General features: G+C 61.3%; 24 protein-coding genes. All 24 read left to right on the forward strand.

Annotation, left to right across the window (positions count from 1 at the left end; genetic code table 11):
• Nucleotides 1–149 precede the first annotated feature (149 nt).
• The 24 genes from asnB (ACVINW_RS24520) (at nucleotide 150) to ACVINW_RS24635 (ending at nucleotide 26,347) form a co-directional block, all read left to right on the forward strand.
• Complete coding sequence (asnB, locus tag ACVINW_RS24520; RefSeq protein ID WP_456753673.1) at nucleotides 150–1,964, forward strand: asparagine synthase (glutamine-hydrolyzing); 1,815 nt, start codon at nucleotides 150–152, stop codon at nucleotides 1,962–1,964.
• An 8-nt stretch (nucleotides 1,965–1,972) separates the two neighbouring features.
• The gene (locus ACVINW_RS24525; RefSeq protein ID WP_456753674.1) at nucleotides 1,973–3,064 is read left to right on the forward strand and encodes a glycosyltransferase family 4 protein; all 1,092 of its coding nucleotides are present in this window, start codon (nucleotides 1,973–1,975) and stop codon (nucleotides 3,062–3,064) included.
• Nucleotides 3,061–4,278, forward strand: a complete 1,218-nt coding sequence (locus tag ACVINW_RS24530; RefSeq protein WP_456753675.1) for a glycosyltransferase family 4 protein — start codon at nucleotides 3,061–3,063, stop codon at nucleotides 4,276–4,278. The genes ACVINW_RS24525 and ACVINW_RS24530 overlap by 4 nt, the downstream gene beginning before the upstream one ends.
• 138 nt (nucleotides 4,279–4,416) lie before the next feature.
• Nucleotides 4,417–5,055: a winged helix-turn-helix transcriptional regulator gene (locus ACVINW_RS24535; RefSeq protein ID WP_456753676.1), complete on the forward strand. Its 639-nt coding sequence runs from the start codon at nucleotides 4,417–4,419 to the stop codon at nucleotides 5,053–5,055.
• A complete protein-coding gene (gene nusG, locus ACVINW_RS24540; RefSeq protein WP_456753677.1) occupies nucleotides 5,055–5,570 on the forward strand; it encodes a transcription termination/antitermination protein NusG in 516 nt (171 codons plus the stop codon). Before ACVINW_RS24535 ends, nusG begins: the two co-directional genes overlap by 1 nt.
• A 116-nt stretch (nucleotides 5,571–5,686) precedes the next feature.
• Complete coding sequence (locus ACVINW_RS24545; protein WP_456753678.1) at nucleotides 5,687–6,625, forward strand: Gfo/Idh/MocA family oxidoreductase; 939 nt, start codon at nucleotides 5,687–5,689, stop codon at nucleotides 6,623–6,625.
• Nucleotides 6,622–7,212 carry an acyltransferase gene (locus ACVINW_RS24550; RefSeq protein ID WP_456753679.1) on the forward strand — a complete coding sequence of 197 codons (591 nt, stop codon included), beginning with the start codon at nucleotides 6,622–6,624 and terminating at the stop codon, nucleotides 7,210–7,212. Before ACVINW_RS24545 ends, ACVINW_RS24550 begins: the two co-directional genes overlap by 4 nt.
• Before the next feature lie 37 nt (nucleotides 7,213–7,249).
• A complete protein-coding gene (locus ACVINW_RS24555) occupies nucleotides 7,250–8,671 on the forward strand; it encodes a hypothetical protein (RefSeq protein ID WP_456753680.1) in 1,422 nt (473 codons plus the stop codon).
• Nucleotides 8,672–8,715: 44 nt separating this feature from the next.
• Nucleotides 8,716–10,044 (forward strand): hypothetical protein, encoded by a 1,329-nt coding sequence (locus tag ACVINW_RS24560; protein WP_456753681.1) that lies wholly within the window; start codon nucleotides 8,716–8,718, stop codon nucleotides 10,042–10,044.
• A gap of 47 nt (nucleotides 10,045–10,091) precedes the next feature.
• Nucleotides 10,092–12,008 (forward strand): asparagine synthase (glutamine-hydrolyzing), encoded by a 1,917-nt coding sequence (asnB, locus tag ACVINW_RS24565; protein ID WP_456753682.1) that lies wholly within the window; start codon nucleotides 10,092–10,094, stop codon nucleotides 12,006–12,008.
• A 23-nt stretch (nucleotides 12,009–12,031) separates the two neighbouring features.
• Nucleotides 12,032–12,979, forward strand: a complete 948-nt coding sequence (locus tag ACVINW_RS24570) for an NAD-dependent epimerase/dehydratase family protein (protein WP_456753683.1) — start codon at nucleotides 12,032–12,034, stop codon at nucleotides 12,977–12,979.
• Between the two features lie 13 nt (nucleotides 12,980–12,992).
• Entirely contained in the window at nucleotides 12,993–13,925 is a 933-nt protein-coding gene (locus tag ACVINW_RS24575) for an NAD-dependent epimerase/dehydratase family protein (RefSeq protein WP_456753684.1), read from the forward strand.
• 2 nt (nucleotides 13,926–13,927) lie between these two features.
• Nucleotides 13,928–14,986, forward strand: a complete 1,059-nt coding sequence (locus ACVINW_RS24580) for an NAD-dependent epimerase/dehydratase family protein (protein WP_456753685.1) — start codon at nucleotides 13,928–13,930, stop codon at nucleotides 14,984–14,986.
• Nucleotides 14,986–16,047 carry a non-hydrolyzing UDP-N-acetylglucosamine 2-epimerase gene (gene wecB / locus ACVINW_RS24585; protein ID WP_456753686.1) on the forward strand — a complete coding sequence of 354 codons (1,062 nt, stop codon included), beginning with the start codon at nucleotides 14,986–14,988 and terminating at the stop codon, nucleotides 16,045–16,047. The genes ACVINW_RS24580 and wecB overlap by 1 nt, the downstream gene beginning before the upstream one ends.
• Nucleotides 16,048–16,183: 136 nt before the next feature.
• The gene (locus tag ACVINW_RS24590; RefSeq protein WP_456753687.1) at nucleotides 16,184–17,182 is read left to right on the forward strand and encodes an NAD-dependent epimerase/dehydratase family protein; all 999 of its coding nucleotides are present in this window, start codon (nucleotides 16,184–16,186) and stop codon (nucleotides 17,180–17,182) included.
• A 33-nt stretch (nucleotides 17,183–17,215) separates the two neighbouring features.
• On the forward strand, nucleotides 17,216–19,108 hold the full coding sequence (asnB, locus tag ACVINW_RS24595) for an asparagine synthase (glutamine-hydrolyzing) (protein WP_456753688.1): 1,893 nt from the start codon (nucleotides 17,216–17,218) through the stop codon (nucleotides 19,106–19,108).
• 275 nt (nucleotides 19,109–19,383) lie between these two features.
• On the forward strand, nucleotides 19,384–21,294 hold the full coding sequence (locus ACVINW_RS24600) for a hypothetical protein (protein ID WP_456753689.1): 1,911 nt from the start codon (nucleotides 19,384–19,386) through the stop codon (nucleotides 21,292–21,294).
• 6 nt (nucleotides 21,295–21,300) lie between these two features.
• Complete coding sequence (locus ACVINW_RS24605) at nucleotides 21,301–22,221, forward strand: NAD-dependent epimerase/dehydratase family protein (protein WP_456753690.1); 921 nt, start codon at nucleotides 21,301–21,303, stop codon at nucleotides 22,219–22,221.
• 15 nt (nucleotides 22,222–22,236) lie between these two features.
• Nucleotides 22,237–23,100 carry a methyltransferase domain-containing protein gene (locus tag ACVINW_RS24610; protein ID WP_456753691.1) on the forward strand — a complete coding sequence of 288 codons (864 nt, stop codon included), beginning with the start codon at nucleotides 22,237–22,239 and terminating at the stop codon, nucleotides 23,098–23,100.
• A gap of 45 nt (nucleotides 23,101–23,145) precedes the next feature.
• Nucleotides 23,146–23,898, forward strand: coding sequence for a polysaccharide deacetylase WbmS family protein (locus tag ACVINW_RS24615; RefSeq protein WP_456753692.1), 753 nt, complete (start codon nucleotides 23,146–23,148; stop codon nucleotides 23,896–23,898).
• On the forward strand, nucleotides 23,895–24,839 hold the full coding sequence (locus ACVINW_RS24620; protein ID WP_456753693.1) for a methionyl-tRNA formyltransferase: 945 nt from the start codon (nucleotides 23,895–23,897) through the stop codon (nucleotides 24,837–24,839). Before ACVINW_RS24615 ends, ACVINW_RS24620 begins: the two co-directional genes overlap by 4 nt.
• A 21-nt stretch (nucleotides 24,840–24,860) precedes the next feature.
• Nucleotides 24,861–25,238, forward strand: a complete 378-nt coding sequence (locus ACVINW_RS24625; protein WP_456753694.1) for a hypothetical protein — start codon at nucleotides 24,861–24,863, stop codon at nucleotides 25,236–25,238.
• Nucleotides 25,223–25,618, forward strand: a complete 396-nt coding sequence (locus ACVINW_RS24630; protein WP_456753695.1) for a hypothetical protein — start codon at nucleotides 25,223–25,225, stop codon at nucleotides 25,616–25,618. The genes ACVINW_RS24625 and ACVINW_RS24630 overlap by 16 nt, the downstream gene beginning before the upstream one ends.
• A gap of 57 nt (nucleotides 25,619–25,675) precedes the next feature.
• The gene (locus tag ACVINW_RS24635) at nucleotides 25,676–26,347 is read left to right on the forward strand and encodes a formyltransferase family protein (protein ID WP_456753696.1); all 672 of its coding nucleotides are present in this window, start codon (nucleotides 25,676–25,678) and stop codon (nucleotides 26,345–26,347) included.
• Nucleotides 26,348–26,429: the final 82 nt, after the last annotated feature.

Here is a 26,429-nt window from a genome sequence, read left to right on the forward strand (position 1 = left end):
GGGCGCGCGCTGACCCCTGAGGTTGACGTTCATCGCGTGAACAGGGTAGAGGAGAGCGCAGGCGCTGGGCCGGATGTCGTGCCGCAGCGGCCGGAATGCGCGTCCTGTCGAATTGTCCACGAAACCCAGACCATGCAGGTTAGTCCCACGTGTGCGGCATATTCGGCCTAGTCGCCAAGAACGGGCTCGTTGATGCTGACCAAGTCGATCGACTGACCGATCTGGTCGCTCACCGCGGGCCGGACGGGCGCGGGGTCAGGGTCAATGGCAAGGTCGGGCTGGGGCACCGGCGACTGGCCATCATCGATTTGACCGACGACGGCGCGCAGCCGATGCGCGACAGGCTGCTGCCGATCTGGATCACCTACAATGGCGAGATCTACAATTATCTCGAACTGCGCGCAGAGCTTGAAGCGCTCGGCCACGTCTTCCACACGGCGTCGGACACCGAGGTCTTGCTCACGGCCTATGTCCATTGGGGCGAAAGCTGCCTCGAGCATTTCAACGGCATGTGGTCGTTTGCGATTCATGACGAGCGTGACAATACGCTGTTCTGCGCGCGTGATCGCTTCGGTGTGAAGCCCTTCTACTTTGTCGACACGGCAAACCAGTTCGCCTTCGGTTCGGAGATTCGCCAGTTGCTGCCGTTGATCGGGCGCGCCGTCGCCGACGACGAACTTGTCAGGGACTTTCTCGTCTGCGGCCTCAGCGACCATACCGATCGGACCTTCTTCAAGGGTATCGAGAAGCTGGCCCCTGGACACAAGATGCGCGTCGATCTGGCAACGGGCCGGATCAAGATCGAGCGCTATTATTCGCTGGCGCCGCGTTCGGCCGTGGCCGACGAGCAGCAAGCCGCCAGCTCGCTGGCGGAGCTGCTCGATGACGCGACGCGTCTGCGTTTGCGCTCGGACGTTCGGGTCGGTACCTGCCTGTCGGGCGGACTGGACAGTTCCAGCGTCGCGACGCTGGCGGCCCGGCGCTATGCCTCATCCTCCAACGATCGCTTCTTTGCCATCACGGCGGTCAGCGAGCAGGCGGAGAACAACGAGGAGGCATACGCGGCCGACGTCGTCGCAAAGGCCGAGCTGAACTGGTTGCGTACCAAGCCGAGCTATCAGGATTTCGCGTCGACCGCGGAGGCCCTGCTCGAGGTGCAGGAAGAGCCGTTCGGCGGCCCCTCGATCATGATGCAATACGAGGTGATGAAGACCGCGCGCGCCAACGGCGTCATCGTGCTGCTCGACGGTCAGGGCGGTGACGAGACGCTGCTGGGCTATCACCGCTATTATGCGGCCTGGCTGCGCGACCAGCTGGCTCGCTCCGGCGTCGGGGGATTCTTGTCCGCCTTTAGCGCGGCCACGCAGGCCGGCGTTTCGGCTCAACGGTTGCTGATGTACCTGTTTGGCGCCAGCTCGGCGGCGCTGCGGAACGCATATTACCGCTGGCAATACGCCTTCCTGAAGAGCCCGGAACTGCCGGAATGTCTTCGCCGTTTTGCGCGAGAGACGAGAGATGCGCAGCAAATGCAGGTGCTGGAGATCACCGAAACCAACCTGCCGATGCTGCTGCGTTTCGAGGACAAGAACTCGATGCGGTTTGGTATCGAGACCCGGTTGCCGTTCCTCGATTACCGCTTTGTCGAGTTTGCGTTGAGCCTGCCGACGCGCATCAAATTGAACAAGGGCTGGACGAAATGGCCGCTCCGTGCAGCGATGCAGGACGCGCTTCCGGCCAGCATCTCCTGGCGCAAGGACAAGATCGGCTTTGCAGCACCCGACCGGCTCTGGCTCAGCCGACACTCGCCGGCGATGTATGAAAAGGTTGTCGGCAGCGCCCTGCTTGCCCGCTACGCCGACATGGCTGCGGTGAAGAAGAAATTCCACCGGCTCGATCTTGGAATGCGCTGGCGGCTTTATTGCGTCGCGCTTTGGGGTGAACGCTTCCGGGTCGGATCTCCATGAAGATTTGCATGTTGTCGAGTGTCCATGCGGCCGATGACATTCGAATCGTTGAGAAGGAAGCGCGCAGCCTCTCCGAAGCCGGCCACGACGTGACCGTCGTGGCACGGTCACCTTGCCCGAGCGATCCGGGCCGCATCGATTTCAGATTGATCGAGATGCCGCCGGCTGCCCGCTGGAAGCGCCCGTGGGTCACGGGCCGAGCGGCCTTTGCCCTCGCGCGGGCGGCCAGCGCAGACGTCGTGCAATTCCACGATCCGGAGCTGATCCCGTTCGCGCTGCGGCTCAAGAGCCGAAACTGCAAGGTGGTCTACGACGTCCACGAGGATGTGCCCGCGGACATCTATTCCAAGCGGTGGATCTGGCCCTGGATGCGGCCGCTCGTCTCGCGCGGAATGGAATTGGCGGAACGCTACGCCGCCAGCCGTTTCAACGCCATCGTCGCGGCGACGCCGGCTATTGCCGATCGCTTTCGCAGCTATGGTGCTGCCGTCATGCTGGTGCGCAACACCGTGCGACTGGACGAATTCATTGAGCCTGGGCCGACGACACAACGGCGACGCCAGGCGGTCTACGTTGGCCGCACCAGCTTCGATCGCGGGCTGGTCGAAATGGTTGAAGCATGTGCCGCGGTGCGTCTGCCGCTGGTGCTGGCGGGAACAATCGGTCGCGAGGAACAAGCCTGGCTTGAGAAATCAACTGCCGACGTGTCATACAGGGGCAGGCTGGGACGTGGTGAGATCGCGAAGCTGCTGAACGAGAGTCTCATCGGCCTCAACCTGCTATTGCCTGAACCGAATTATTTGCTCTCACTTCCAACCAAGCTGTTTGAATATATGGCTGCCGGCCTACCTGTCATTTCAAGTGATCTGCCGAAATCCAAGGAGATCGTGGAGGCGGCCGGGTGCGGATTCGTCGTGTCGCTCGACGATCGCGCGGCGCTGCTGGACTGCCTGTCCAGGCTCGCGGACGACCGGCAGCTCGCGATCGGAATGGGACTGGCGGGACGGGCCGCGGTGACCCGGAATTTCAACTGGCAGCACGACGCGGCGGAACTCATCGAGCTCTACCGGCGACTTGGTTCGCTCGGGGCGGCGGCATGAACATCTGGCTGCTGCATCCCTTTGCCGGAGGCCCTGGCCTCGGGCGTCACTATCGTCCGTTCTGGCTGGCAGACGCCTGGGGCAAGATGGGGCACCGGGTGGTGATCGTCAGCGCCGCCTTTCACCACCTGCACAGGCAGCCGCGCGTTCCGGGGCCGCAGCGGATCAATGACGTCGACTTCTGGTTTCTCGACACGCCGCGCTATGGCCATGGCAGCCTGGGACGGCTGCGGAACAATCTGAGCTTTGCGCCGGCTTTCCGTTCGGCGGCATCTGCAATCGCGGCGCAGTTCGGCGAGCCGGACCTGATGATTGCGTCGAGCCCGCATCTGTTCTTCGTCTCAGCGGCCGGTCAAGTCGCGCGACAATTCGGGACGCGGTTCTGGCTCGAGGTCCGCGACCTCTGGCCGGAAAGCATCGTCGCGCTTGGCATGACGCCGGCATGGCATCCGCTGATGAAGGTGCTCGGCTGGAAGGAGCGCGCCGCCTATCGTACGGCGGATCGCGTGATCTGCCTGTTGGCCGGAGCGGAAGCTCATATGCGGGCGCGTGGCTTGCCCGCGGGCAAGTTCCTGTGGATCCCCAACGGAGTTTCCGACGGCGAAATTCAGAGCGCGCTGACCATCGAGGCTCTCGGCCATCCCCTGGTCGACCGCATCAATCTGCTGCACCAGCGGGGCAGGCGCGTCGTGCTTTACGCCGGCGGCATGGGCCCGCCGAACGCCGTGGAGGCCATTCTCGACGCCGCTTCGATCCTCGGTAAATCAAACCCCGAGATCCATTTCGTGATGATCGGTTCCGGCACCTCGAAGGAGGCGCTGAAACAGCGGGCGGCTGCGCTCGCCAATGTGGAGTTTCACGATGAGGTCGATCGGGCGGTCGTGCACAGCATGCTGCACGCGTCCGATTGCGCGGTGGTCGCCTTCCACAACAACGCGCTCTATCACCACGGCATCAGCCCGAACAAGCTGTTCGACTACTGCCTGTTCGCACCGCGCAGTGTCATTGCCTGTGAGGAGCGGGCGCTGACCGGGCTCGAGGATCTGGTGACCGCGCGATGCGCGCCTGATGATGCCGACGCGCTTGCCGCATCCCTGCGCGCTGCCCTCGACGACCCGGCGCGTCCGCGGGCCGATCGGGTGGCCGTGGCGCGGCGGTACAGCTATTCAACGCTCGCGGCGCAATACTTGGCCGAGTTGCCCGATAAGGCCTGAAGTGTGACCATCGCGTCACATGTGTCAGATGTAAATCCCTTTGTAATCAATTGGTTGAAGCGTTCATGGCATGAACGAATTTGCTTGACGTTCATCGAGTGAACGCGGTATCAGCCTGCTCCAGTGGGGACAGGCGTGATGGCAAGCACTCTGCCGACGGATGAGAATGACAGCGACCGGCTGGTGCTCGGCTTGCTCACCTCGCTCGAGGCGGATGGTGCGCAATCGCAGCGGCACATCGCGGCCGAATTGGGCGTCGCGCTCGGCCTAGTCAATGCCTACCTGAAGCGGGCGATCAAGAAGGGCTTCGTCAAGGTCGGCTCGGCGCCGGCGCGGCGCTATGCCTACTATCTCACCCCGCAGGGCTTCTCCGAGAAATCGCGACTGACCGTCCAGTTCCTCACGGACTCCTTTTCGCTGTTCCGCAAGGCGAAGGAGGAATACGGCCGGCTGTTTGAACGCGCGCAGGCGCGTGGCTTCAGGCGGGTCGTGCTCGCCGGACAATCGGACCTCTGCGAGATCGCGATCCTGTGTGCGGTCGATGGGCCGATTTCGGTGCTTGCCATCGTTGATCCCGATGCGACAGCGACCCGCTTCATCGGGGTCAAGGTGGTCTCCTCCTATGCGCTGGTGGACGAGCCGTTCGATGCGGTGGTGGTGACCCATTTGACGGCCGCTCGAACCGTCTTCGACCAGGCGGTTGGCAATTTCGGCGCAGACAAGGTGCTCGCGCCGGAGCTACTGGGCTTGCGTCCCAAGCAGCCGCAGGGAGCGTGATGGCGATGCAGCCCGGGTCCCGCTGGTATGTCGTGCAGACACAAGTCAATGCCGAAGCAAAAGCGGCGGCCGGCCTCGTGCGACAGGGGTTCTCCACCTACCTTCCGCGTTATCAGCGGCGCCGCAGTCATGCGCGGAAGATCGAGCTCGTCGCCCGGCCGCTATTCCCGCGCTATCTGTTTGTCGCGATCGATGTCGCGGCACAGCGCTGGCGCGCCATTCAATCGACGCTCGGCGTTTCACATCTCGTCTGCGTCGGCGATCGGCCCGCGGCAGTTGAAAATGCCGTTATCGATGCGCTGAAATCGCGCGAGGACGAGGCCGGATTCATCGCCCTTGCGCGCAGGCCGGCGTTCTCGCCTGGCGATGCGGTTCGCATTGTCGAGGGTGCATTCGTCGACAGTCTTGCGCTTGTGGAGGACGCCAGCGATCACCATCGCGTGGCCGTTCTGTTGAACCTGTTGGGCCGCAAGGTCCGCGTTCTTGTCGGGGCGGATCTGATCGCCGCGGCTTGAGCGCGTCTGCCGCCTTGCGGGGCGTATTGGAGTTTTTTGCTCGGGTGTGACGCGCGATTCACCCCGAGTGCGGTAGCTTGCCTGAAGCAAGCCAAGAGTTCGAAGAGGGAGATTTCATGACCAATTATGCGCTGATCGGTGCAGCCGGCTACATCGCGCCACGGCACATGCGGGCGATGGCCGATACCGGCGGCAAGCTCGCGGTGGCCTACGATCCCAACGACTCCGTCGGAATCATGGACAGCCATTTCCCCGACGCCGAGTTCTTTACCGAATTCGAGTTGTTCGATCGCCATGTCGGCGCGTTGCAGCGCGACGGCAAGAAGCTCGACTACATGACGATCTGCTCGCCGAACTACCTTCACGACGCGCACTGCCGGTTTGCGCTCCGCGCCGGGGTCGATGCGATCTGCGAAAAGCCGCTGGTGCTCAATCCCGGCGACATCGACGGATTGGCAGCCATCGAGCGCGACACCGGCCGGCGGATCTCCACCATTCTGCAATTGCGCCTGCATCCGGCGATCATCGCGCTTCGCGACCGCTTCGCCAACTCGCAGAAGCGCCACAAGGTCGAGCTCACCTACATCACCTCGCGCGGGCGCTGGTATCACGCCTCCTGGAAGGGCGCTGAAGACCGGTCCGGTGGCGTGGCGACCAACATCGGGGTGCACTTCTTCGACATGTTGAGCTTCGTGTTCGGACCGGCCAGCCGCAACGAGGCGCACTTGCGCGAGGCGGAGCGGGCGGCAGGCTCGCTGGAGTGCGAGCGCGCCGACGTCAGCTGGTTCCTGTCGCTCGACCGCAACGACCTGCCGGAGAGCGTAAAGGGCAAGAAGACGACCTTCCGCTCCATCACCGTCGATGGCGAAGAGGTCGAGTTCTCCGAAGGGTTCACCGATCTCCACACGCGAAGCTATGAGGAGATCATTGCCGGCCGCGGATTCAGGCTGGACGAAGTCCGTCCCTCGATCGATATCGTGTCCACGTTCCGCCATGCACCGATCGTTCGGAGCAATGGCGTTCACGCCTTTGCCCAGAAGGCGATGCACAAATGAGCGAGATGCGCGAGGATCCGCGCTTCCCGGGCGTATTGATCCATCAATCGAGCTACGTCGACGATGGCGCTGTGCTCGGACGCGGCACCAAGGTCTGGCACTTTTGTCACATTCTGTCGCGCACGGTGATTGGCGAGAATTGCTCGATCGGCCAGAACGTGATGATCGGTCCGAACGTCAGGATCGGAAATGGCTGCAAGATCCAGAACAACGTCTCGATCTATGATGGCGTGGAGCTTGCGGACGACGTATTTTGCGGCCCGAGCTGCGTCTTCACCAACGTCAACAATCCGCGCGCCGATGTGTCGCGGAAGGATGAGTTTCGCAAGACGCCGATCGGGCGCGGCGTCAGCATCGGCGCCAATGCGACGATTGTCTGTGGGCATTCGCTCGGCGAATACTGCTTCATCGGGGCCGGTTCGGTGATCACGAAGGATGTTGCTGCGTTTGCATTGATGGCGGGAAATCCCGCAAGACGGATCGGCTGGATGAGCAGGGCCGGCGAGCGGCTCGGCAACGATCTGAAGTGCCCGCGATCCGGCGAAGCTTACGTTGAAATTGACGGCCTTCTCAAACAGAAGCACTAGGTCAGCGTTTTTTCAAACCAACCTTCAGTTAGTCCAGATGATTCCAGTCACCCATCCGGTCTCTCCGCTCACTGCGGTCGACGCGCCCAATCTCAAGCGTCTCAACTTTCTGCTGCTCTGCGATTTCATGCCGGGCAGCGCCTCCACGATTATCGACCACGTCATGGGCCTGAAGGAGTTCTCCAGGCACTCGATCCAGATCTTCAACTCGCGGGGCGACGTCTCCAGCCTGCTTGAGCTCGACCGGTTTGACGGTGTCATCATCCACTATTCTCTCGTCGCCTGCATGGACACCTATATTGGTCCCAATCTGCGGGCAGCCATCTGCAGGTTCAAGGGGTTGAAGGCAGCCTTCATCCAGGACGAGTATCGCTGGATCAACGACACGATGGCCGCATTCCGGCAGCTCGGCATCCATATCCTGTTCAGTGTCGTCCCGCAGGAGATCATGGACGACTACTATCCGCAGGATCGGCTGCCGAATGTCGTCCGGGAAACCGTGCTCACCGGCTACGTGCCGGGCGAATTGCTCGACAGGAAGGTGCCGCGTCTCGAGGATCGTTCCATCGATGTCGGCTACCGTGCGCGAAAGGTTCCCGACTGGCTGGGGAGCTTCGCCCAGGAGAAATGGCTGATAGCCGGTCGGTTTGAGGCGGATGCCGCCCCGTACGGACTGACCTGCGACATGTCCACGCGCGAGGAAGACCGCATCTACGGCGAGAACTGGATCAATTTCCTTGCCAACTGCAAGGCCGTCCTCGGCACCGAAAGTGGCGCCAGCGTCTGCGACTTCACCGGCGAGATTCAGCGCAATGTGGATCAACATCTGGCCCGCGATCCGTCGGCGAGCTTTGAAACGCTGCGCGATCTCTATTTCAAGGATGAGGACAATCGCGTCATTCTTGCCGTCATCTCGCCGCGATGCTTCGAGGCGGCAGCGCTGCGGACATTGATGATCCTGTACGAGGGCACCTATTCCGGCAGGCTTGAGCCCTGGCGACACTATGTGCCGCTGAAAAAGGATCATTCCAACATGGCCGAGGTCATCGAGGTGCTGCGCGATCCGGTACGGGCGCAGGAGATTGTTGATCGGGCCTATCGTGAGGTTGCGCTCAATCCCGACAACAGCTTCGATGCAATGGTCCGTCAGGTCGATCGCGCTATCGACCGTCGGTATCAGCCCGAAATGGCGGCAACGAAGCGGTGTTATGCCGAAGGGGAGCTTGTCACGTTGCTCGAGCGCGAAAAGCGCCGCGCGCGACGCCGGGAGTTTGTGCAGAAGGTGATGCGGAAGGCGAAGCAGATGGTGCGCCACCGTCTGGTCGTCATCGCGAAGGTCGTTGCAGCGAATGGCGTCATCCACGTGGCGCGTTTGACGCCGGGGCCGCTCCGTCGTTGGGCGAAACGGATCGTGTTGCGCCACACGAGAATTCGTCGGCTGATCGGGATTGATGCGTGACAGTTGCCGTCCCACGGTGCCGGGTGCAGGGTTAATCTTCGATCGTGCGCATCCTTATCCTGCACGAACTCGACGATCTTGGCTCGGCGCGGCGTACGTCGATCAATCACGCGTTCGCACTCGTCAAATATGCTCCTCAGCACGAATATACGCTGCATAGCGCACGCCAACCCGTCACTGCGCGCCTCCGCGAGCAGGTCTTCGACGCGATCATTCTCGACACCACCTTTCTGTGCTGGAGGTGGGCGAGGCCGAAATCGCTGTGGCTGGACCGGATCCTCGATGCCTACGACTTCGTCGCGAAATCGGATGCGATCAAGGTGGCGCTGCCCCAGGACGAATACGACCATGCCGAGATACTCGACAACTGGCTCTCGGACTGGAAAGTCGATCTCATCTATTCCGTCTGCTACGATCAACATGCGGAGTTTTATCCTCGCGCGCGAAAGCATGCCCGGGTGCTCGAGGCGCTTACCGGATACGTCGACGACGCCGACATCGGCCTGATGCAGCGCTTTGCGGTACCGTTCGGGGACCGGGAGATCGACGTCGGCTATCGGGCCAGGGCGCTGCCGGCCTATTTCGGAAGAATTGGCCAGCTGAAGACCGAATTGGGTGACCGCTTCCGCTCCAGCATGACCGATCGCCGGCTGAAGCTCGATATCTCGACACAGGCGCGCGACGCGCTCGTCGGCGACGCCTGGCTCCGGTTCCTGGGCAACAGCAAGTTCACCCTGGGCTGCGAGAGCGGAAGTTCGCTCCTGGACGCCAGAGGGGAAATCAGGGAATGCGTCGAGCGGCGGCTGCAGCGTAATCCGGCGGCCAGCTTCGAGGAACTTGAGCAGGCCTGCTTTCCCGGCCAGGACATGAGGAATGTCTATACCGCGGCGGGTCCGCGGCTGTTCGAGGCGGCGATCGCGCGGTCCTGTCAGATACTGACGCCAGGCAATTACGCCGGTGCCCTGAAGGCGGGAGAGCACTACATCGCGCTCGCGCCTGATTGCTCGAATGCCGAAGACGTCTATGAGCAGATGCAGGACCAGGACGCCAATATGGCGCGGATCGAGGCATGTTACCGCGCTTTGGTCGAGAACCCGAAGTTCCGCTATGGGAATTTCGTGGCAGGTCTGCTAGCGGAAGTCCGTGATGCTGCGGGCAGGAAGGGGCGGTCACTCCCCGATTGCGGCACCTCAACCGGTGCGGTAACAGACGAGCTTTCCTTGCGGGAATCGTTTACCCGCGCCGTTCTTCGCGCGCATCAGCATCACATCGAGGATGTGAAGGAAATCAGGTTGCTACCCAATTTCGTTCACACAGTTGTCGTTACGCTTGTCCGCCAGATGCTGTCACTCGCGCGCAGAATTCGCGGATAGCTTTAGTGTCTTTGCAGCGATCTTGAATATCGAGGTTCTCTGAATTCATGTGTGGCATTGCAGGATTTGCATCTCTGTCCGGTCATTCCGTCGCAAGGCGCGTCGCGTCGCTCAATGCGATGAGCAGCCTGATCGCTCATCGCGGGCCAGATGGCTTGGGGCAATGGAGCGATGACGGCGGAAGCGTCGGGCTGGTGCACCGCCGGCTTGCGATCATCGATTTGTCGCCTGCCGGCGCCCAGCCGATGAAGGGGGCCAACGGCACCGTGATTTCCTACAACGGGGAAATCTACAACTTCATCGAGCTTCGCGAGCAACTCGCGGACGGCTGGACGTTCCAATCCCATTCGGACACCGAGGTGATCCTCGCCGCCTACGCCAAATGGGGCGAGCGCTGCGTCGATCATCTGCGCGGGATGTTCGCCTTCGCGATCTGGGATAATAGGAACAAGAAGCTGTTTGCCGCGCGCGATCGCTTCGGGATCAAGCCGTTCTACTACACGGTGCAACAGGGGGTCTTCTACTTCGCGTCGGAGGCCAAGGCGCTGCTGCCGTTCCTGAGCGACATCCAAACCGACGCCGATGCGCTGAGCGAGTATCTCACGTTCCAGTACACGATCGGCAAGAAGACCCTGTTCAAGGGAATATCGGCGCTGCTGCCCGGCCATCTGCTTCGGCTCGAAGGCGGCGACGTCGTGACGTCCCGCTACTGGGACGTGCAGTACGATGTCGATTTCGATCGCAGTCCGAGCTACTTCGAGCGGCGCTTCACCGAACTGCTGTCCGACTCGATGCAGGTGCATTTGCGCTCCGACGTTCCGGTCGGCGGTTACGTCTCGGGCGGTCTCGACTCCAGCCTCGTCGCGCTGATGGCCTCCAAGCTGGATCACCGCAGCCGTGACGCATTCCACGGCCGCTTTCTCGAATTTCCAGGCTATGACGAGAGCGGCTACGCCAAGACGGTGACCGATCTGGCGGACATGTCGCTCCACATGGTCGACATCACCGCGGCCGATTTCCGCGACAGCATCGGCGACGTGATCTACCATCTGGATTTTCCGGTCGCCGGGCCGGGTTCGTTTCCGCAATACATGGTGTCCGCGCTCGCGGCCAAGAACGTCAAGGTCGTGCTCGGCGGGCAGGGCGGCGACGAGCTGCTTGGCGGCTATGCGCGGTATCTGGTCGCCTACTTCGAGCAATGCATCAAGGCGGCGATCGATGGTACCTACCAGAGCGGCCACTACGTGGTGACGATCGAGTCGATCGTGCCCAATCTCGGCCTGCTGCGCGAATACAAGCCGATGATCAAGGAATTCTGGCGCGCCGGCCTGTTCGAGGATCTTGATCGGAGGTACTTCCGCCTAGTCGATCGTTCGACCGACATGGTCGGTGAGGTCGATTGGAGTGCGCTGAACAAGGAGGCGGTGTTCGACTCCTTCCGCGCGATCTTCAACAACCAGGACAATGTGCGGAAGGAAGCCTATTTCGACAAGATGACGCACTTCGACTTCAAGTGCCTGTTGCCGGCGCTGCTTCACGTCGAGGATCGGATGAGCATGGCGCACGGCCTGGAGAGCCGCGTGCCGCTGCTGGATCATCCGCTGGTGGAGTTTCTCGCGACCGTGCCGGCCGACGTGAAGTTCATGGGCGGTCAGATGAAGCAGCTCATGAAGACCGCTTATCGCGACACACTTCCCAATCTGCTGCTGCAGCGGCGAGACAAGATGGGCTTCCCGGTGCCGCTGAAGGAATGGTTTGACGGCGAGCTCAAGGACTTCGTGCTCGACATCTTTGGCGAACAGCGTTCGAAGCATCGGCCGTTCTTCAACAGCGATGTCGTGCTCTCCAGCTTCGGCGGGCAATCCCGCTTCTCTCGAAAGACCTGGGGTCTCCTCAGTCTGGAGCTCTGGCATCAACGGTTTCATGACCGGGCGGCTGAGTTCCGTGCGATGGTCAAGGCTTAAACTTCTCAATCTGGATGGTGGCTATGAAGATTTTTGTGACCGGCGGTGCCGGGCAGGTTGGATCGACTGTCATTGACATGCTGCTGTCGCGCGGCGACACGGTGGTTGCGATCGACAATTATGCGACCGGTCGGGCCGACAACCTCACCAAGCATGAAGATCTGACCTTGGTCGAGGACACGATCGCGAACGCCGCGGTGGTCGACCAGCTATTCTCGGATTTCCGGCCCGAGGTCGTCATCCATACCGCGGCGTCCTACAAGGATCCCGAGGACTGGAGCAGCGATGCGCTGGTGAATGCGGTCGGCACCGCCAATATCGCGAAGGCCTGCAAGACCTTCGGCGTATCCCGCCTGATCTACTTCCAGACCGCGCTCTGCTACGGCACCAAGCCGCTGCAGTCCCCGATTCCGCTCGACCATCCGATTAACCCGGTCAATTCCAGCTACGCGATCTCGAAGACCGCCGGCGAGCACTACGTGCAGTTCTCCGGGGTCGAATGGGTGACGTTCCGCCTGGCCAACGTGATCGGGCCGCGCAACGTGTCGGGACCGCTGCCGATCTTCTACGGACGTCTGGCCAAGGGACAGAAGTGCTTCGTCACTCCGGCGCGCCGCGACTTCTGCTACGCGGGCGACCTTGCCCGCGTCGTCGTCAAGGCCGCCGATGGTGTAGGCCGCGGCACCTATCACTTCTCGTCGGGCAAGGATGTCGCGATCAAGGAGCTCTACGATTCCGTGGTGCGGGCGATGAAGATCAATGATTATCCGGAGCCGGAAGTGAAGCCGCTCGGCCCGGACGATGCGCCTTCGATCCTGCTCGACCCGTCACGCACATTCAAGGATTTCGGTACCGTCGAATTCACCTCGCTCGATGAGATCGCTCGGCTGTCGGTCGAGCGCTGGGAGAAGGAAGGAGTCGTCGGCGGCTATACGCACCTGAAGGAAGCGCGTGCGGAAATCCGCACCTGATCGGAACAGCGACATGCGCATCATCATCACCGGCGGCGCGGGCTGCCTCGGCTCGAACCTGATCGAACACTGGCTGCCGCAGGGCCACGAGATCCTCGTGATCGACAATTTCGCCACCGGCAAGCGCGAGGTCGTGCCCGCGCTTCCCGGCCTGACCTTGATCGAGGGCTCGATCGCCGATCGGGATCTCGTCACCTCGGCGTTCGAGAAGTTCCGGCCGACGCATGTCGTGCATTCGGCGGCGTCCTACAAGGATCCGGCGAATTGGCGGGAAGACGTCGTAACCAACGTCGATGGCACCGTGAACGTGATTGACGCGGCACGTGCCGCCGGCGCGAGCCGGATCCTGAATTTTCAGACCGTGCTGTGCTACGGGCGGCCCGAAACCACGCCGATCCCGGTCGAGCACCCGCTGCGGCCGTTCACCAGCTACGGAATCTCGAAGGTTGCGGGCGAGCAGTATCTGGCGATGAGCGGCCTGCCCTACATGTCGTTGCGGCTTGCGAACGTGACCGGTCCCCGTCTGGCGATCGGTCCGATCCCGACCTTCTACAAGCGCCTGAAGGCCGGGCAGGGCTGCTTCTGCAGCGACGCGCAGCGCGACTTCCTCGATATGTCCGACTTCCTCGCTGCGGTCGACCTCGCGATGGCCGAGCAGGCGCCGACCGGCGTCTTTAACGTCTCGAGCGGGATCGGCCACTCGATCAAGGAAATCTACGACCTCGTGCGGGCCCACCTTGGGCTGCCGGCCGATCCCGACGTGAAGGTGGTGCCGGTGGGCGACGACGACGTACCGTCGGTCGTTCCGGACCCAAGCCGGACCCGCGAGCGTCTCGGATGGCAGGCCAAGGTGCCCTTCGATGAGACCATTCGTCGTCTGCTTGCGTGGTACGACGCCCATGGCGTGAGCGACGTTTACAGTCACCTGGCAGCACCCAAGAGCTGATCATGAAGTCTTTTAATGGATCGACCATTCTCGTCGTCGGCGGGGCCGGATTCGTCGGCTCAAATCTCGTGCGGCTGTTGCTCGAGCAGGCGCCGACCAAGGTCATCGTTGTCGACAATCTGCTGTCGGCCGACGCCTCGAACGTGCCGCCCGATCCGCGGATTCAGTTCGTCTCGCGTCCGATCACCGACGATGCCGTGCTTGCCGCACTGCCCGACGATCTCGACTTTGCCTTCCATCTTGCGTGCTTCCACGGCAACCAGTCGTCGATCGCAGATCCAATGGCGGATCACGACAACAACACGCTGACCAGCCTGAAGCTGTTCGAAAGGCTCAAGGACATCCGCTCGCTGCAGAAGGTGGTGTATGCCGCAGCCGGCTGTGCGGTGGCCGAGAAGACCTTCGAAGGCGCTTCGGCGACAAAGGAGGATGCTCCGGTCTCGCTGTATCACGACAGTCCGTATTCGATCTCCAAGCTGATCGGCGAGATGTACGGCAACTACTATTTCACCCGCTACAAGCTGCCGTTCGTGAAAGCACGGTTCCAGAACGTCTACGGACCGGGCGAAATTCTGGGTGCTGGTCGCTGGCGCGGCACCGTTCACACGGTTTGGCGGAACGTCACCCCGACCTTCATCTGGAAGGCGCTGCACGACGAAGCGCTGCCGGTCGAGAATGGCGGAATCGCGTCTCGCGACTTCATCTTCGTCGAGGACATGGCGCGCGGCTTGATGGCTTGCGCCCTGTCGGGTGATCCCGGCGAGATCTACAATCTCGCCTCGGGCGTCGAGACCAGCATTCTTGAACTGGCGAAGCGGGTGAATTCGATCACCGGCAACAAGACCCCGATCGCGCTCACGCCGGCACGCGACTGGGACCGGTCGGGCCAGCGTTTCGGCGATCCGGCGAAGGCGCGCGAGAAGCTCGGCTTCGTTGCAAGCGTGGCGCATGAGGATGGCCTTAGGCGGACCATCGCCTGGACGCAGGAAAACCGCCGCCGCATCCTCGGCTGCATGCGCAATCACGTGACCCACGTGCCCGACGTCGCGAAGTATTCCTGATGTCGATCAAGATCCTCACTGTGGTCGGCGCGCGACCGCAGTTCATCAAGGCCGCTGCGGTCAGCCGGGCGATCCGTGAAACGGATGGCTTGGCGGAGGTGATGATTCACACCGGGCAGCATTTCGACGCCAACATGTCCGATCTGTTCTTCGAGGAACTGGCGATCCCGAAGCCGAAGCATCATCTGGACATCAATGGCGGTGGTCACGGCGACATGACCGGGCGGATGCTGATGGAAATCGAGCCGATCCTGCTTGCCGAAAAGCCGGATTGGGTGGTGGTGTACGGCGACACCAATTCGACGCTGGCCGGTTCGCTCGCCGCGGCCAAGATCCACATTCCGGTTGCCCATGTCGAAGCCGGGCTGCGTTCCTTCAACCGGCGGATGCCGGAAGAGCTGAACCGCATCGTGACGGATCATCTCTCGACGCTTCACCTCTGCCCGACGGCGACGGCGATCGCGAATCTGGCAGCAGAGGGCGTGGTCAAGGGCGTACATCACGTCGGCGACGTGATGTACGACGCTACGCTGTTCGCGCTGGAGAAGGCCGAGGGCAGCTCCACGATCCTGACCGAGTTGCAGTTGCAGACGAAGCGATACGCGCTCGCAACCGTGCACCGCGCGGAGAATACGGATGATCCGGAGCGGCTCCGCGAGGTCGTTCAATTCCTGCTGGAGCAGTCGCGCGGGCGCACCGTGGTGCTGCCGTTGCATCCGCGCACCCGCGCCGCGGCCTCGCGGCTGGGCGTGAGCCTTGACGGGCTGCGCATCATCGACCCGGTCGGCTATCTCGACATGGCAAAGCTGCTGCATCACGCCACTGACGTCTACACGGACTCCGGCGGCCTGCAGAAGGAAGCCTATTTTCATCGGGTGCCGTGCGTGACGCTGCGTGATGAAACCGAGTGGACCGAGACGGTCGAAAACGGCTGGAACCGGCTCTGGAAAGGACCGGCGCATCTGGCGCGGAACGACATCACAGACTACGGGGAGGGCCAGGCGGCTTTCGCGATCGCGGAGCTGCTGCGGGCCCAGGCCCCACTGCATGCAGCAGGCTGAGACCATAGCCGACGGGGTTCGCACCTGTGGGCAGCACGGCGGTCGTCCCGGCGTCCGACACTCATCTTAACCTTGCCGCGAGCTCGACATTGTCCGCTCGCGGTGAAGCGTAAAACTCCAGTCCAAGAGGTCAGCCTTGGAAGTCAATGGCAAGAAGTTCCTCGTCATCGGCGGAGCCGGATTGATCGGCTCGCATGCAGTCGAGCAGCTCGCGAAGCACGACGTCGGCGAGATCGTGATCTACGACAATTTCGCGCGCGGCTCCCTCGAGAATCTCGACCGGATTCTCAGCGATCCACGGGTCAAGATATTCGAGGCGGGCGGCGATGTCTGCCAATCCGACATCCTCGATGCCGCGATGAAGGGCAAGGATGGCGTGTTCCACTTTGCCGCGCTGTGGCTGCTGCAATGTCATGAATTTCCGCGAGCGGCGTTCGACACCAACATCCGTGGCACGTTCAACGTGCTCGAAGCCTGCGTCGCGAACCGGATCAAACGTCTGGTCTATTCGTCGTCGGCATCGGTCTATGGTGACGCCATCGAAGAACCGATGACCGAGGATCATCCGTTCAACAACAAGAACTTCTACGGAGCGACCAAGATCGCCGGTGAGGCGATGGCCACCGCATTCTGTCATCGCTACGGCCTGCCCGCGGTCGGCCTGCGCTACATGAACGTCTACGGGCCGAGGCAGGACTATCAGGGCGCCTATATCGCGGTTATCATGAAGATGCTCGACGCGATCGATCGCGGCGAAGGGCCGACGATCCTGGGAGATGGCTCGGAAGCGTTCGACTTTGTGTCGGTGCTTGATTGCGCGCGCGCAAATATCTGCGCGATGTCGGCCGATACGGTTGCGCGCTATTACAATGTCGGAACGGGCGAGCGCACCTCGCTCAAGGAACTCGCGGAAATGCTGCTGCAGCTGACCGGGTCGAACCAGCCGATCCAATATGCGCCGCGCAGCAATGCGACGTTCGTGCGCAATCGAGTCGGCTCCACCAAGCGTGCAGCCGACGAAATCGGCTTCACCGCCGAGATCGATTTGCGCGAAGGCCTGCAGATGCTGATCGAATGGCGGTCGAGGCATCGCGCGGGAGTCGAGCGGCGCCGCGCCAAGGCTGGCATTGAGTAAACCCCTGCGGTCCGAGGTCAAGCGGATTTAGACATGTGCGGCGTCGCGGGCATTCTTAACCTCGATGGGCGGCCGGTGTCGCCGGATGTGCTGCGTGCAATGACGCAGGCGATCGCGCATCGTGGCCCTGACGGCGAAGGCCATTGGATCGACGGTTCGATCGGTCTCGGGCATCGCCGGCTGGCGATCATCGATCTGAGCCCGACCGGCGCGCAGCCGATGCATACCGCCGACGGCCGGTCTGTGATTTCGTACAATGGCGAGATCTACAATTATCGGGAGCTCCGCGCCGAGCTCGAAGCGCAGGGACATGTCTTCAGGTCGACCAGCGATACCGAAGTCCTGCTGCAGGCGATCGCGACTTGGGGGCTTGGTGCCCTGCAGCGCTTCAACGGCATGTTCGCCTTCGCGCTGTGGGACCGCAAGGAACGCAGGCTTACGCTTGCCCGGGATCGCTACGGGATCAAGCCGCTGTACTATTGGTTCGGCGGCAACCAGTTGCTGTTTGCATCGGAATCGAAGGCGTTTCGTGCCGCTCCAAACTTCGACGCGCAGCTCGATTCCGAGGGCTTGCTGGAATACTTCACATTCCAGAATTTCTTCACGGACCGGACCCTGCTCAAGGGTGTCCGCATTCTTCCGGCAGGCTGCTATCTAAGCATATCGTCTGAGGATGCGCCCGGAACGCAGCCACGACCGACGCGATACTGGGATTACAATTTTCATGAGCCGGAAACCGCCCGGTCGGAGGCGGACTATCAGGATGAGCTCGACCATCTGATTCAGCAGGCGGTGAAGCGGCAACTGGTGTCCGACGTGGACATCGGCGCGTATCTGTCGGGCGGAATGGACTCAGGCACGGTCACAGCGATCGCGGCGCAGTCACTGAGCTACATGCGCACGTTCACCTGCGGCTTCGACCTGAGCTCCGTGTCCGGTATCGAGCTTTACTACGACGAGCGCGCGGCGTCGGAGCGAATGTCGTATCTGTTTCGTACCGAACACTACGAAATGGTGCTCAAGTCCGGTGACATGGAGCGCGTGCTGCCGAAGCTGGCATGGCATCTGGAAGAGCCGCGCGTTGGACAGAGCTATCCGAACTACTACGTCGCTCAGCTCGCCAGCAAGTTCAACAAGGTCGTCCTTGCAGGAACCGGCGGCGATGAGATCTTCGGCGGCTATCCCTGGCGTTATTACCGGGCGGTCGTCAACCAGAGCTTCGAGGAGTACATCGACAAGTACTACGAGTACTGGCAACGGCTGATGCCCAACGATGTGCTGAAGCGTGTCTTCGCTCCGGTCTGGAGCGACGTGCAGGGCGTATCGACCCGCGATATCTTCAGGGACATGTTCAATCAGCACGCCGAGCGTCTGACCCGTCCGGAGGATTACGTCAATCATTCGCTCTATCTGGAAGCCAAGACGTTTCTCCATGGCTTGTTGACCATGGAAGACAAGCTGTCGATGGCGCATTCGCTCGAGACGCGCGTGCCGTTCCTCGATAACGATCTCGTCGACTTTGCCATGAAGCTTCCGGTCCGGATGAAGCTCGGCAAGCTCGATGAAGTCGTGGCCTTGGACGAAAACGAGCTGGGCAGGAAAACGGCCAGGTACTTTCAGAAGGCCCGTGATGGCAAGATGCTGTTGCGAAACGTGATGCAGCAGCACATCCCCCAGGAAGTCGTGGAACGCGAGAAGCAAGGCTTCTCTGGTCCTGACGCAAGCTGGTTCAAGGGTCAGAGCATCGACTTCGTCCGCAGCGTCCTGTTCGATGATCAGGCGAAGATCTATAGCTATCTCGATCCCAAGCCGATTAGGGAGCTGGTCGATGATCACCTCAACGGCCGGGAGAACCGCAGACTGCTGATTTGGTCGCTGATCAACGTTGAATACGCGTTGCGTGCACATGTTGAGAACCGCGGGTGATATCCCAGCAGAGCCGCGAGCAATTTCCCGCGCGATCTCAACAAAGACAAATTGTCGGATCGATGTGTGTAGAGCTGAGTCGTCGCCAACGCCCGGATGCTGTACCGCCGATGCCGAGTTGATCTTCCGATCTCGGAGCCGACCGACTTGCCTCACCTAAAGTGCCGGCTGAGGACATCAGCTCCTTGATCCGGAGTAGCCGGCTGGCCATCTGTAATCCAGATGTTTGCAGGGTCGCTCGGCCCCACGAAAGGTCGCCAGTTTTGAAGTCGTTGATGACTACCATTCCGTTCAACGTGGTACGCCGCGCGAAGAAGTGGAAGGATACCCTACGGACCGCACGTTCGGAGTCGAAGGCAGAGGTTGACGCGATGCGCGTCCTTCGCGCCAAAGATGCCGTGATCACGGGTATGAAGCCGTTTGGTGGGACTTACGCTTCCGTCCTGTTCCGAATGGTGGGCACCAGGTCTCGCCGCTTGCGGCTATTGCCGATCCGCGCGTCGACTTCGGTTACGTTGCTCCAGGTTAGAGCGGACCTTCCGGCAGATCTGGTTGCACTTGTACCGAACAAATCCGAATTACGGGAGTGGGCCCGGGATACGGCCCTCGAGTGGAAGCTGGCCGAGTGCATATCCGGCGATCCCCAGTCTCGCGACGATCGTTGGTCGGAGAAGAGCTGTCTCGCTGTGCGCGCGTTGATCGCTTCGTCGACGCGCGACAACGAATTGGTGTGGAGGACCTTGATCACCTCTGATCAAGCAACCGGTGGCGCAGGGAGTTTAACGGCCTGGCCCCTCGGATTCCGGCCGGAGCAGGCCAATCCTGACGTTCGCCGCCGTCGGCTGATGATCGCGCTTGGTCTTGCTTTCCCTAAAAGCCTGATGGCGCTGCACCATATCGAAGCCGCGGGGCAGCCGCCCACCCTCAATCCGCCTTATGGCGAGGAGCCGATTCGAGACGTTCCGCGGCCTGAGAGGGATCCTGCCGTTCCCCGCCGCCGTTCGGTTCTCTTCGTCAATCCGAGCTATTACAACTTTCACTTTCTGGCCGGCTCGTTGCGCAAGCGTGGCTGGGATGCCGTGTCGATGGCGATCATTGACCCGAACTCCGACTACGCCCAGCATTTCCACGGCCACGATTGGAACCTGTTCGAAGCGGACGCCAACAAACAGCAACAGGTCTTGCGTGAGCGATTCCAGGAAGCGGCCGAGCGATTTGACATGTTTCATTTCGCCGGCGTAGGGACGCTGTCGTTCTTTCCCTACAACTATGACGACATCTCGAAAAATCACGACAGCATCCCTTGGGATGTGCTGGAACTGAAGCGACGCGGCGCGAAGATCGCCTACAGCATCACGGGATGCCATGACTTGATCACGCAAACGGGCTTCGAGGCCTGGAGCCCCGGAATGTGCCCGAAATGCGCCTGGCGCGAGCGGCCCGAGATCTGTTCCGATCATCGCATGTCTGCCTGGGGCTGGAAGGTCCGGCAACTGGCGGATCTGATCTGCATCGAGACCGATCCCCCGCTCGATTTCCGGGATGCGGCGGCTGTTTTTCGCGAGCCGCTCACCTTTGCTGTCGATCCCGAGTTCTGGGACCCGGAACTTGGGAGGACAATTCCCGTGCCCGAATTGTGGCGCGAGCCCAAGGCCGACGGTGAAATCCTGATCTATCACTCGGTCGGCAATTATGAGATGCGCACCCGCCAGGGCGTCAACGTCAAGGGGACCGGCGCGGTCGTTGCTGCGATCGATCGGCTGAAGGCGGAGGGGCATCCGGTCCGGTTGCTATTCCGCAAGGACGTGCCGAGCGCCGACAATCGTTGGATGCTCGCACAAGCCGACATCATCGTCGATCAGCTCAACTATGGCCGCTATGGCGCCACTGCGCGCGAAGGCATGATGCTCGGGCGTCCCGTCGTTGGTCGGGTCAACAAGGTCGAGGCACGCGGTCTGCCCGCCGTCCAGGCCATTGCCGAGTGTCCGATCGTCGACGCGTCGGAGGAAACCATCTACGAGGTGCTGCGGGGCCTGGTGGCCGATCCGGGCGAACGCGCCCGCATCGGCGCCACGAGCCGCGCGCACGCGGAGCGCTGGTGGTCCAGGGACGTATTGGCCGAACGCTATGAACGGGTTTACGACCACCTGCATCGGCATGGCCGGCCTCCCGCGACGCTAGAGTAAGAGCGAATGGCTTCGCAGAATATCGGGCATTCCGGATTGGATCTGGCGGATCGCCACGTCCTGCTGACGGGCGCAACCGGGTTCGTTGGCTCCCGCCTGCTGAGCCTGCTGCAGGGCAGGGGAGCGTCCGTAACGGCGTTGATCAGGCCGGGAACGCAGCTGGCGCGTTCCAGCAATGTGCGCATCGTGGAAGCCGATCTGTCGGGTAATTTTTCATCTGACCTGCAACAGGTCGGTCGGATCGATGCAATCATTCACCTTGCGCAAGCAGGCGGCTGGAAGGAGTTTCCCCGGCAGACAGGCGCGATAGCCGCGGTTTCGATCGCCGCTGCCGCACGCTTGGCGGAATACGGGGTCGGTCATGGCGCTCGCCAATTCGTCCTGGCCTCTTCCGGCGGAATCTATGGACCATCCGCGCATGCATTGAACGAGGATGCGCCCATTCGACCGACTAATGAGCTGGGCTTCTATCTTCAGGCGAAGGTGTCCGCTGAAACGCTGCTGCGCTGTTTTGAGCCGCATTTTGTCGTCTCACGCCTCAGATATTTCTTTGTCTACGGTCCAGGACAAAGTAGGGAATTTCTCATTGCCCGGATCAGGGGGGCCATTGCGCGCGGAGAGCCGATCCGCCTTGCCAAGTCCTGCGGCCCACGCCTCAACCCGATCTTTCTCGACGATGCAGCACAGGCGACTATCGCGGCGTTGGAGCTCAAGGAGTCTCATGCCATCAATGTCGCCGGCCCCGAGGTCGCGTCGCTTCAGGAAATTGCAGAGATGATTGCGAGCGCGTCGAATCATCGTTTCACGATCGAAACCGTCGACAAGCAGCCTGAAGATTATGTCGGCGCGATCGACCGAATGGTGCAATTGCTCGGGCCGCCGGCGACCGGACTCAGAGACGGGCTATCGCGCGCGGGCCAGTTCTAGAAAGCTTGAACACTCATGGATTGGCTGAGAGCGCCTTGGCGCGATGTCGTCATCGACGAAAATGAAGATCTTTTCGATCCCACGTTTGACTACCCCGAAGGGCATGCCAGCGCCGTCGAATTCGGTCGAATCAATGAAATGCTCATTTCGCCCGACTCCGGCCTGCCACTTCATTTCAATGGATTGGCTCTAACGACGGGGGCAGGCGAATCGTTTCCGATCGAGGACAAGTTGCCGGTCCTCTTGCCGCAGGCTGCGCGACATTTCTGCGATCTGCCGATCGAGACCTTGTCGATCGGATCGATAAAGAACGCCTTTGACCAGTATCTATACTTGTGCGCGATCAAAAACGCGGTCGGCGAGCCAAATACGCCGTTGCAGGACCATTGGTATAGGCGCCATCTGTTCCGCTCCCGAAGCCTCGTCGCAACAGCCCAGGGCCTTGTACTCGACGTCGGTTGCGACAACCCGGACTTGAGCCGCCGCTTGTTTCCGGCCTCTTGCGAATATCTTGGGATCGAACCGTCGCTCGGCAGACGCGACCACTTTCGGGTCGTCGGGATGGCCGAATTCCTTCCGTTCGCCAGCGATACTTTCGATTGTGTCGCGTTCCTGACCAGCCTCGATCACGTTCTCGACCACCACACGGCCATAACCGAAGCGGCGCGCGTGCTGAGGCCGGGGGGAAAGCTTTATCTGGCAACCCTGATCTGGACGGAACGCGCCGAGCTCTATCGAGACTCGATCCATTTTCATCACTTCCGCGACTATGAGATTCAAGGTGCCTTGAGAGGATTTTCAGTTGCTCGCATCAAGAGATATGGCTGGAAGGGTGATCCGCATCGCTTCGGCATCTATCTCGAAGCGACCAAACAGTAGACCTGCGACGACATGCAAGGCTGTTCGATGCTTTCAGAGTCTCTGATGGTTCTGACATTCGATATCGACTGGGCGCCGGACTGGATGATCGACGACATTGCCGAGCGCGTGATCGAGGCGAACGTCCGCGCAACCTGGTTTGCAACCCATCAGAGCGCGGCGGTTTCCCGGCTGCTGGGCAATCCTTTGTTTGAAGTCGGAGTGCATCCAAATTTTCTCGCCGGCAGCACGCAGGGGGCAACTCCGGATGAAGTGCTCCAGACCATGCGGAGATGGTTCGACGCGGCAACTGTCGTGCGGACGCATTCGCTCCATCAGTCGGAGCGGCTGCTTCAGTTGATGGCTGATACCTACGGCTTCAAAGTGGATTGTTCGATCTATTTGCCTCTGACGCGCGACGTCAGGCCGCACAAGCTTCGCTACAGCCCCGGCGGAGCCGAACTCGTCCGCATCCCGCATGTCTTCCAGGACAACATGTTCATGATCGCCGGACACAAGTGGTCGGCAGAGCCGGGATGGCTGCGCTCGCCGGGTCTCAAGGTCCTGAATTTTCACCCGGTGCATGCGTGGCTGAACTCGAACGGTGTGGCGGTCTATGAGGCGCTCAAGTCGAGCAGACCGCTTCCGCAGTGGCGGCGAAGCGATCTGAGTCCTGCCAGCAGAACACAACCCGGAACTGGCTGGTTCCTCGACCAGTGCCTGGCCCGTCTGCGCTGCGCCCAGTCGTTCACAATCTCGGAAGTTGCCGCCCCGTGGGATCAATCGTCCGGCGACACCGAGATCGGAGGTGCGTCGTGACCCGCAAGCTCAGGATCGGCGTGATCGGTCGAACCGAGATGCTGTTCGAGGCGGCGCGACGAATCCACGATGCTGGGCATGACATTCCGATCGTCGCCACGTGCCGGGCATCGGGCCATGAATTGAAGAAGGAAGCCGACTACGAGAGATGGGCTGCGGACATCGGCGCCCGCTTCCTGCTCGGTTCGCGACTTGACCAGCCAGACACAATCGCGGCGCTGCAGGATGCGCGCTGCGATGCCGCGATTTCGATGAATTGGGTCGGTCTGATACCGCCGGTTGTCCGAGCCCAGTTCACCCATGGAATTTTCAATTCTCATCCGGGTGATCTGCCTCGCTTCAAGGGCAATGCGTGTCCGAATTGGGCGATATTGCTCGGTGAGGAACGTATCGGTTTGACGATCCATCAAATGTCGGACGGACTGGATGCCGGACCGGTCGCTGCAAAGTCCTTTCTTCCGATCGATGCCGAGACCACGATCGCCGATGTCTACGACTGGCTGCGACTTGAAGTGCCGGTTCAGTTCTCGAACCTGATCGGGACCGTGGCACAAGGTAATCTCAGCCTGGCACCGCAGCCGACCAGCCCGGAACTTGGTCTGCGATGTTATCCGAGACGCGCGTCGGATGGGCGGATCGATTGGGCGCAGTCTGCCCAGACCATCTCGCGGCTTGTTCGCGCTTCCGGACGGCCATTTGAGGGCGCCTTCACCATGCTCGAAGGCGATACGAAAGTTCTGGTCTGGGGCGCGCGCGTAGAGGCGCATCGCGAGCCATTTGTTGCGGTGCCCGGACAGGTCGTCCATACCGCGGCCGGCGATCCCGTCATTGCGACCGGCGACGGGCTATTGAGGCTGACGGATCTGGAGCTGGACGGCACCGTCACAACGAAGAGCGCGAAGCAGTTCGTTTTGAGCTCTCTTCGTAACCGGCTGATCTGAACCAGATAGGATTGACTATCGATGTTGTCCGATCGTCAGCATGAACTGGAATTCGTGGACTTCACCGAGGCAAGCTATCGGGATTTGCTTCGGCTCGCCAAGGCATCCTATCGGTTCGTTGATTTTTCGACGGCCGGTGCCAGCCGCACGATCCTTTGGCGCCACGACTGTGACGCCTCGATGCATCGCGCCTTGAAACTTGCGGAGATCGAAGCTGAGGAGGGCGTCAAGGCGACATATTTCCTGTTTCCGAGGTGTCTCTACTATAATCTGATGTCGGCAGACGTGGCTCAGTGTGTACGCAGGATAAGGTCGCTGGGGCACGACATCGCGCGCTGCATTTCGATCCGACATATTACGGACAGACGCTGCGAGGGCCGGCCTTGCTGCAGGCAATAACCCGTGAGCGCGATTTGATCGCCGGTGAATTCGGTTCGCAGCCCCTGGCGATCAGTTTCCATCTGTTCGGCATTCTCGATCCGTCCGAACTCGAGGACGATATCATCGCCGGCATGGTCAACGCGTATGGCCGCTCGCTGAGGGCAAGCTATGGCTATGTATCGGATAGCAATGGCGTCTGGCGCCACCGGCGCCTCAAGACCGTGCTCGAGCAGGCGACGGATGAGCGGCTGCAGGTGCTTACGCATCCGGAGTGGTGGACCCCCGAAGTCATGCCGCCGCGGGAGAGGTTGCAAAGAGCCATTGACGGCTACGCGAGCGCGATGGGTCGCTGGTACGACGAGATCACAGCCACGCATGATCGTCCGAACATCCGGTGATCGGCGGGGCTGGACGAACATTCATCGTGTCGCTTGCTGGTCGAGTAAGGATTTTCTGTGCTGCACCGGGTTGTTCTGCTAACTGTCTTCGAGGGAGATGATCTTGCTCGCCTGAATGCGATACTGGCCGAGGTCGGCTGCGAAGTCGTCGTGGCTCGCGCCTTGGCCGATCTGGAAAAGGTGGAGTTCGATCAACGCACCACGCTGCTGGCGTTCGGCACCGGGGTGATTGTTCCGGCGGCGCTGCTCAAATCCATGTCGCGGCCGGCGTATAATCTCCACGCGGCGTCGCCGGCGTTTCCTGGACGGGATCCGCACCATTTTGCTGTTTACGCCGGGGCGACCCGCTACGGGGCGACGCTGCATGTGATGACAGCGAGCGTCGATGCGGGTCCAATCGTTGCGACGGAGCTGTTCGACGTGCCGGAAGCCATCAAGCCTGGTGAGCTGCTCCGGTTGGCAAACGCCGCGGGAGTTCGGTTGATCGAGGCGAACGCACGCTTGATCTGTGCCGAGCAACCGATGCCACCTTTGGCCGACATGGCCTGGGGGCAGCCCAAACATACCCGCGCCGATTTCCTGGCCGCGTGTCGCATTCCAGCCGATATCTCGGAGGCCGAGTTCGCACGCCGGTTCCGGGCGTTCGACGGCGAGATGTACGACAATCTAACCGTGGAAATTCAAGGCTGGACTTTTCGCATCGACAAGAAGAAAGGCCGCAACTGTTGAGCCGGTGAGAACCACCCCGGACCTGCGCAATAGCCGTTGGATTCGGTTGCGCCTTGAGCTAGACGACGAGCCGGCCGTTTGG

The sequence above is a fragment of the Bradyrhizobium sp. USDA 4461 genome (genome assembly GCF_054055655.1).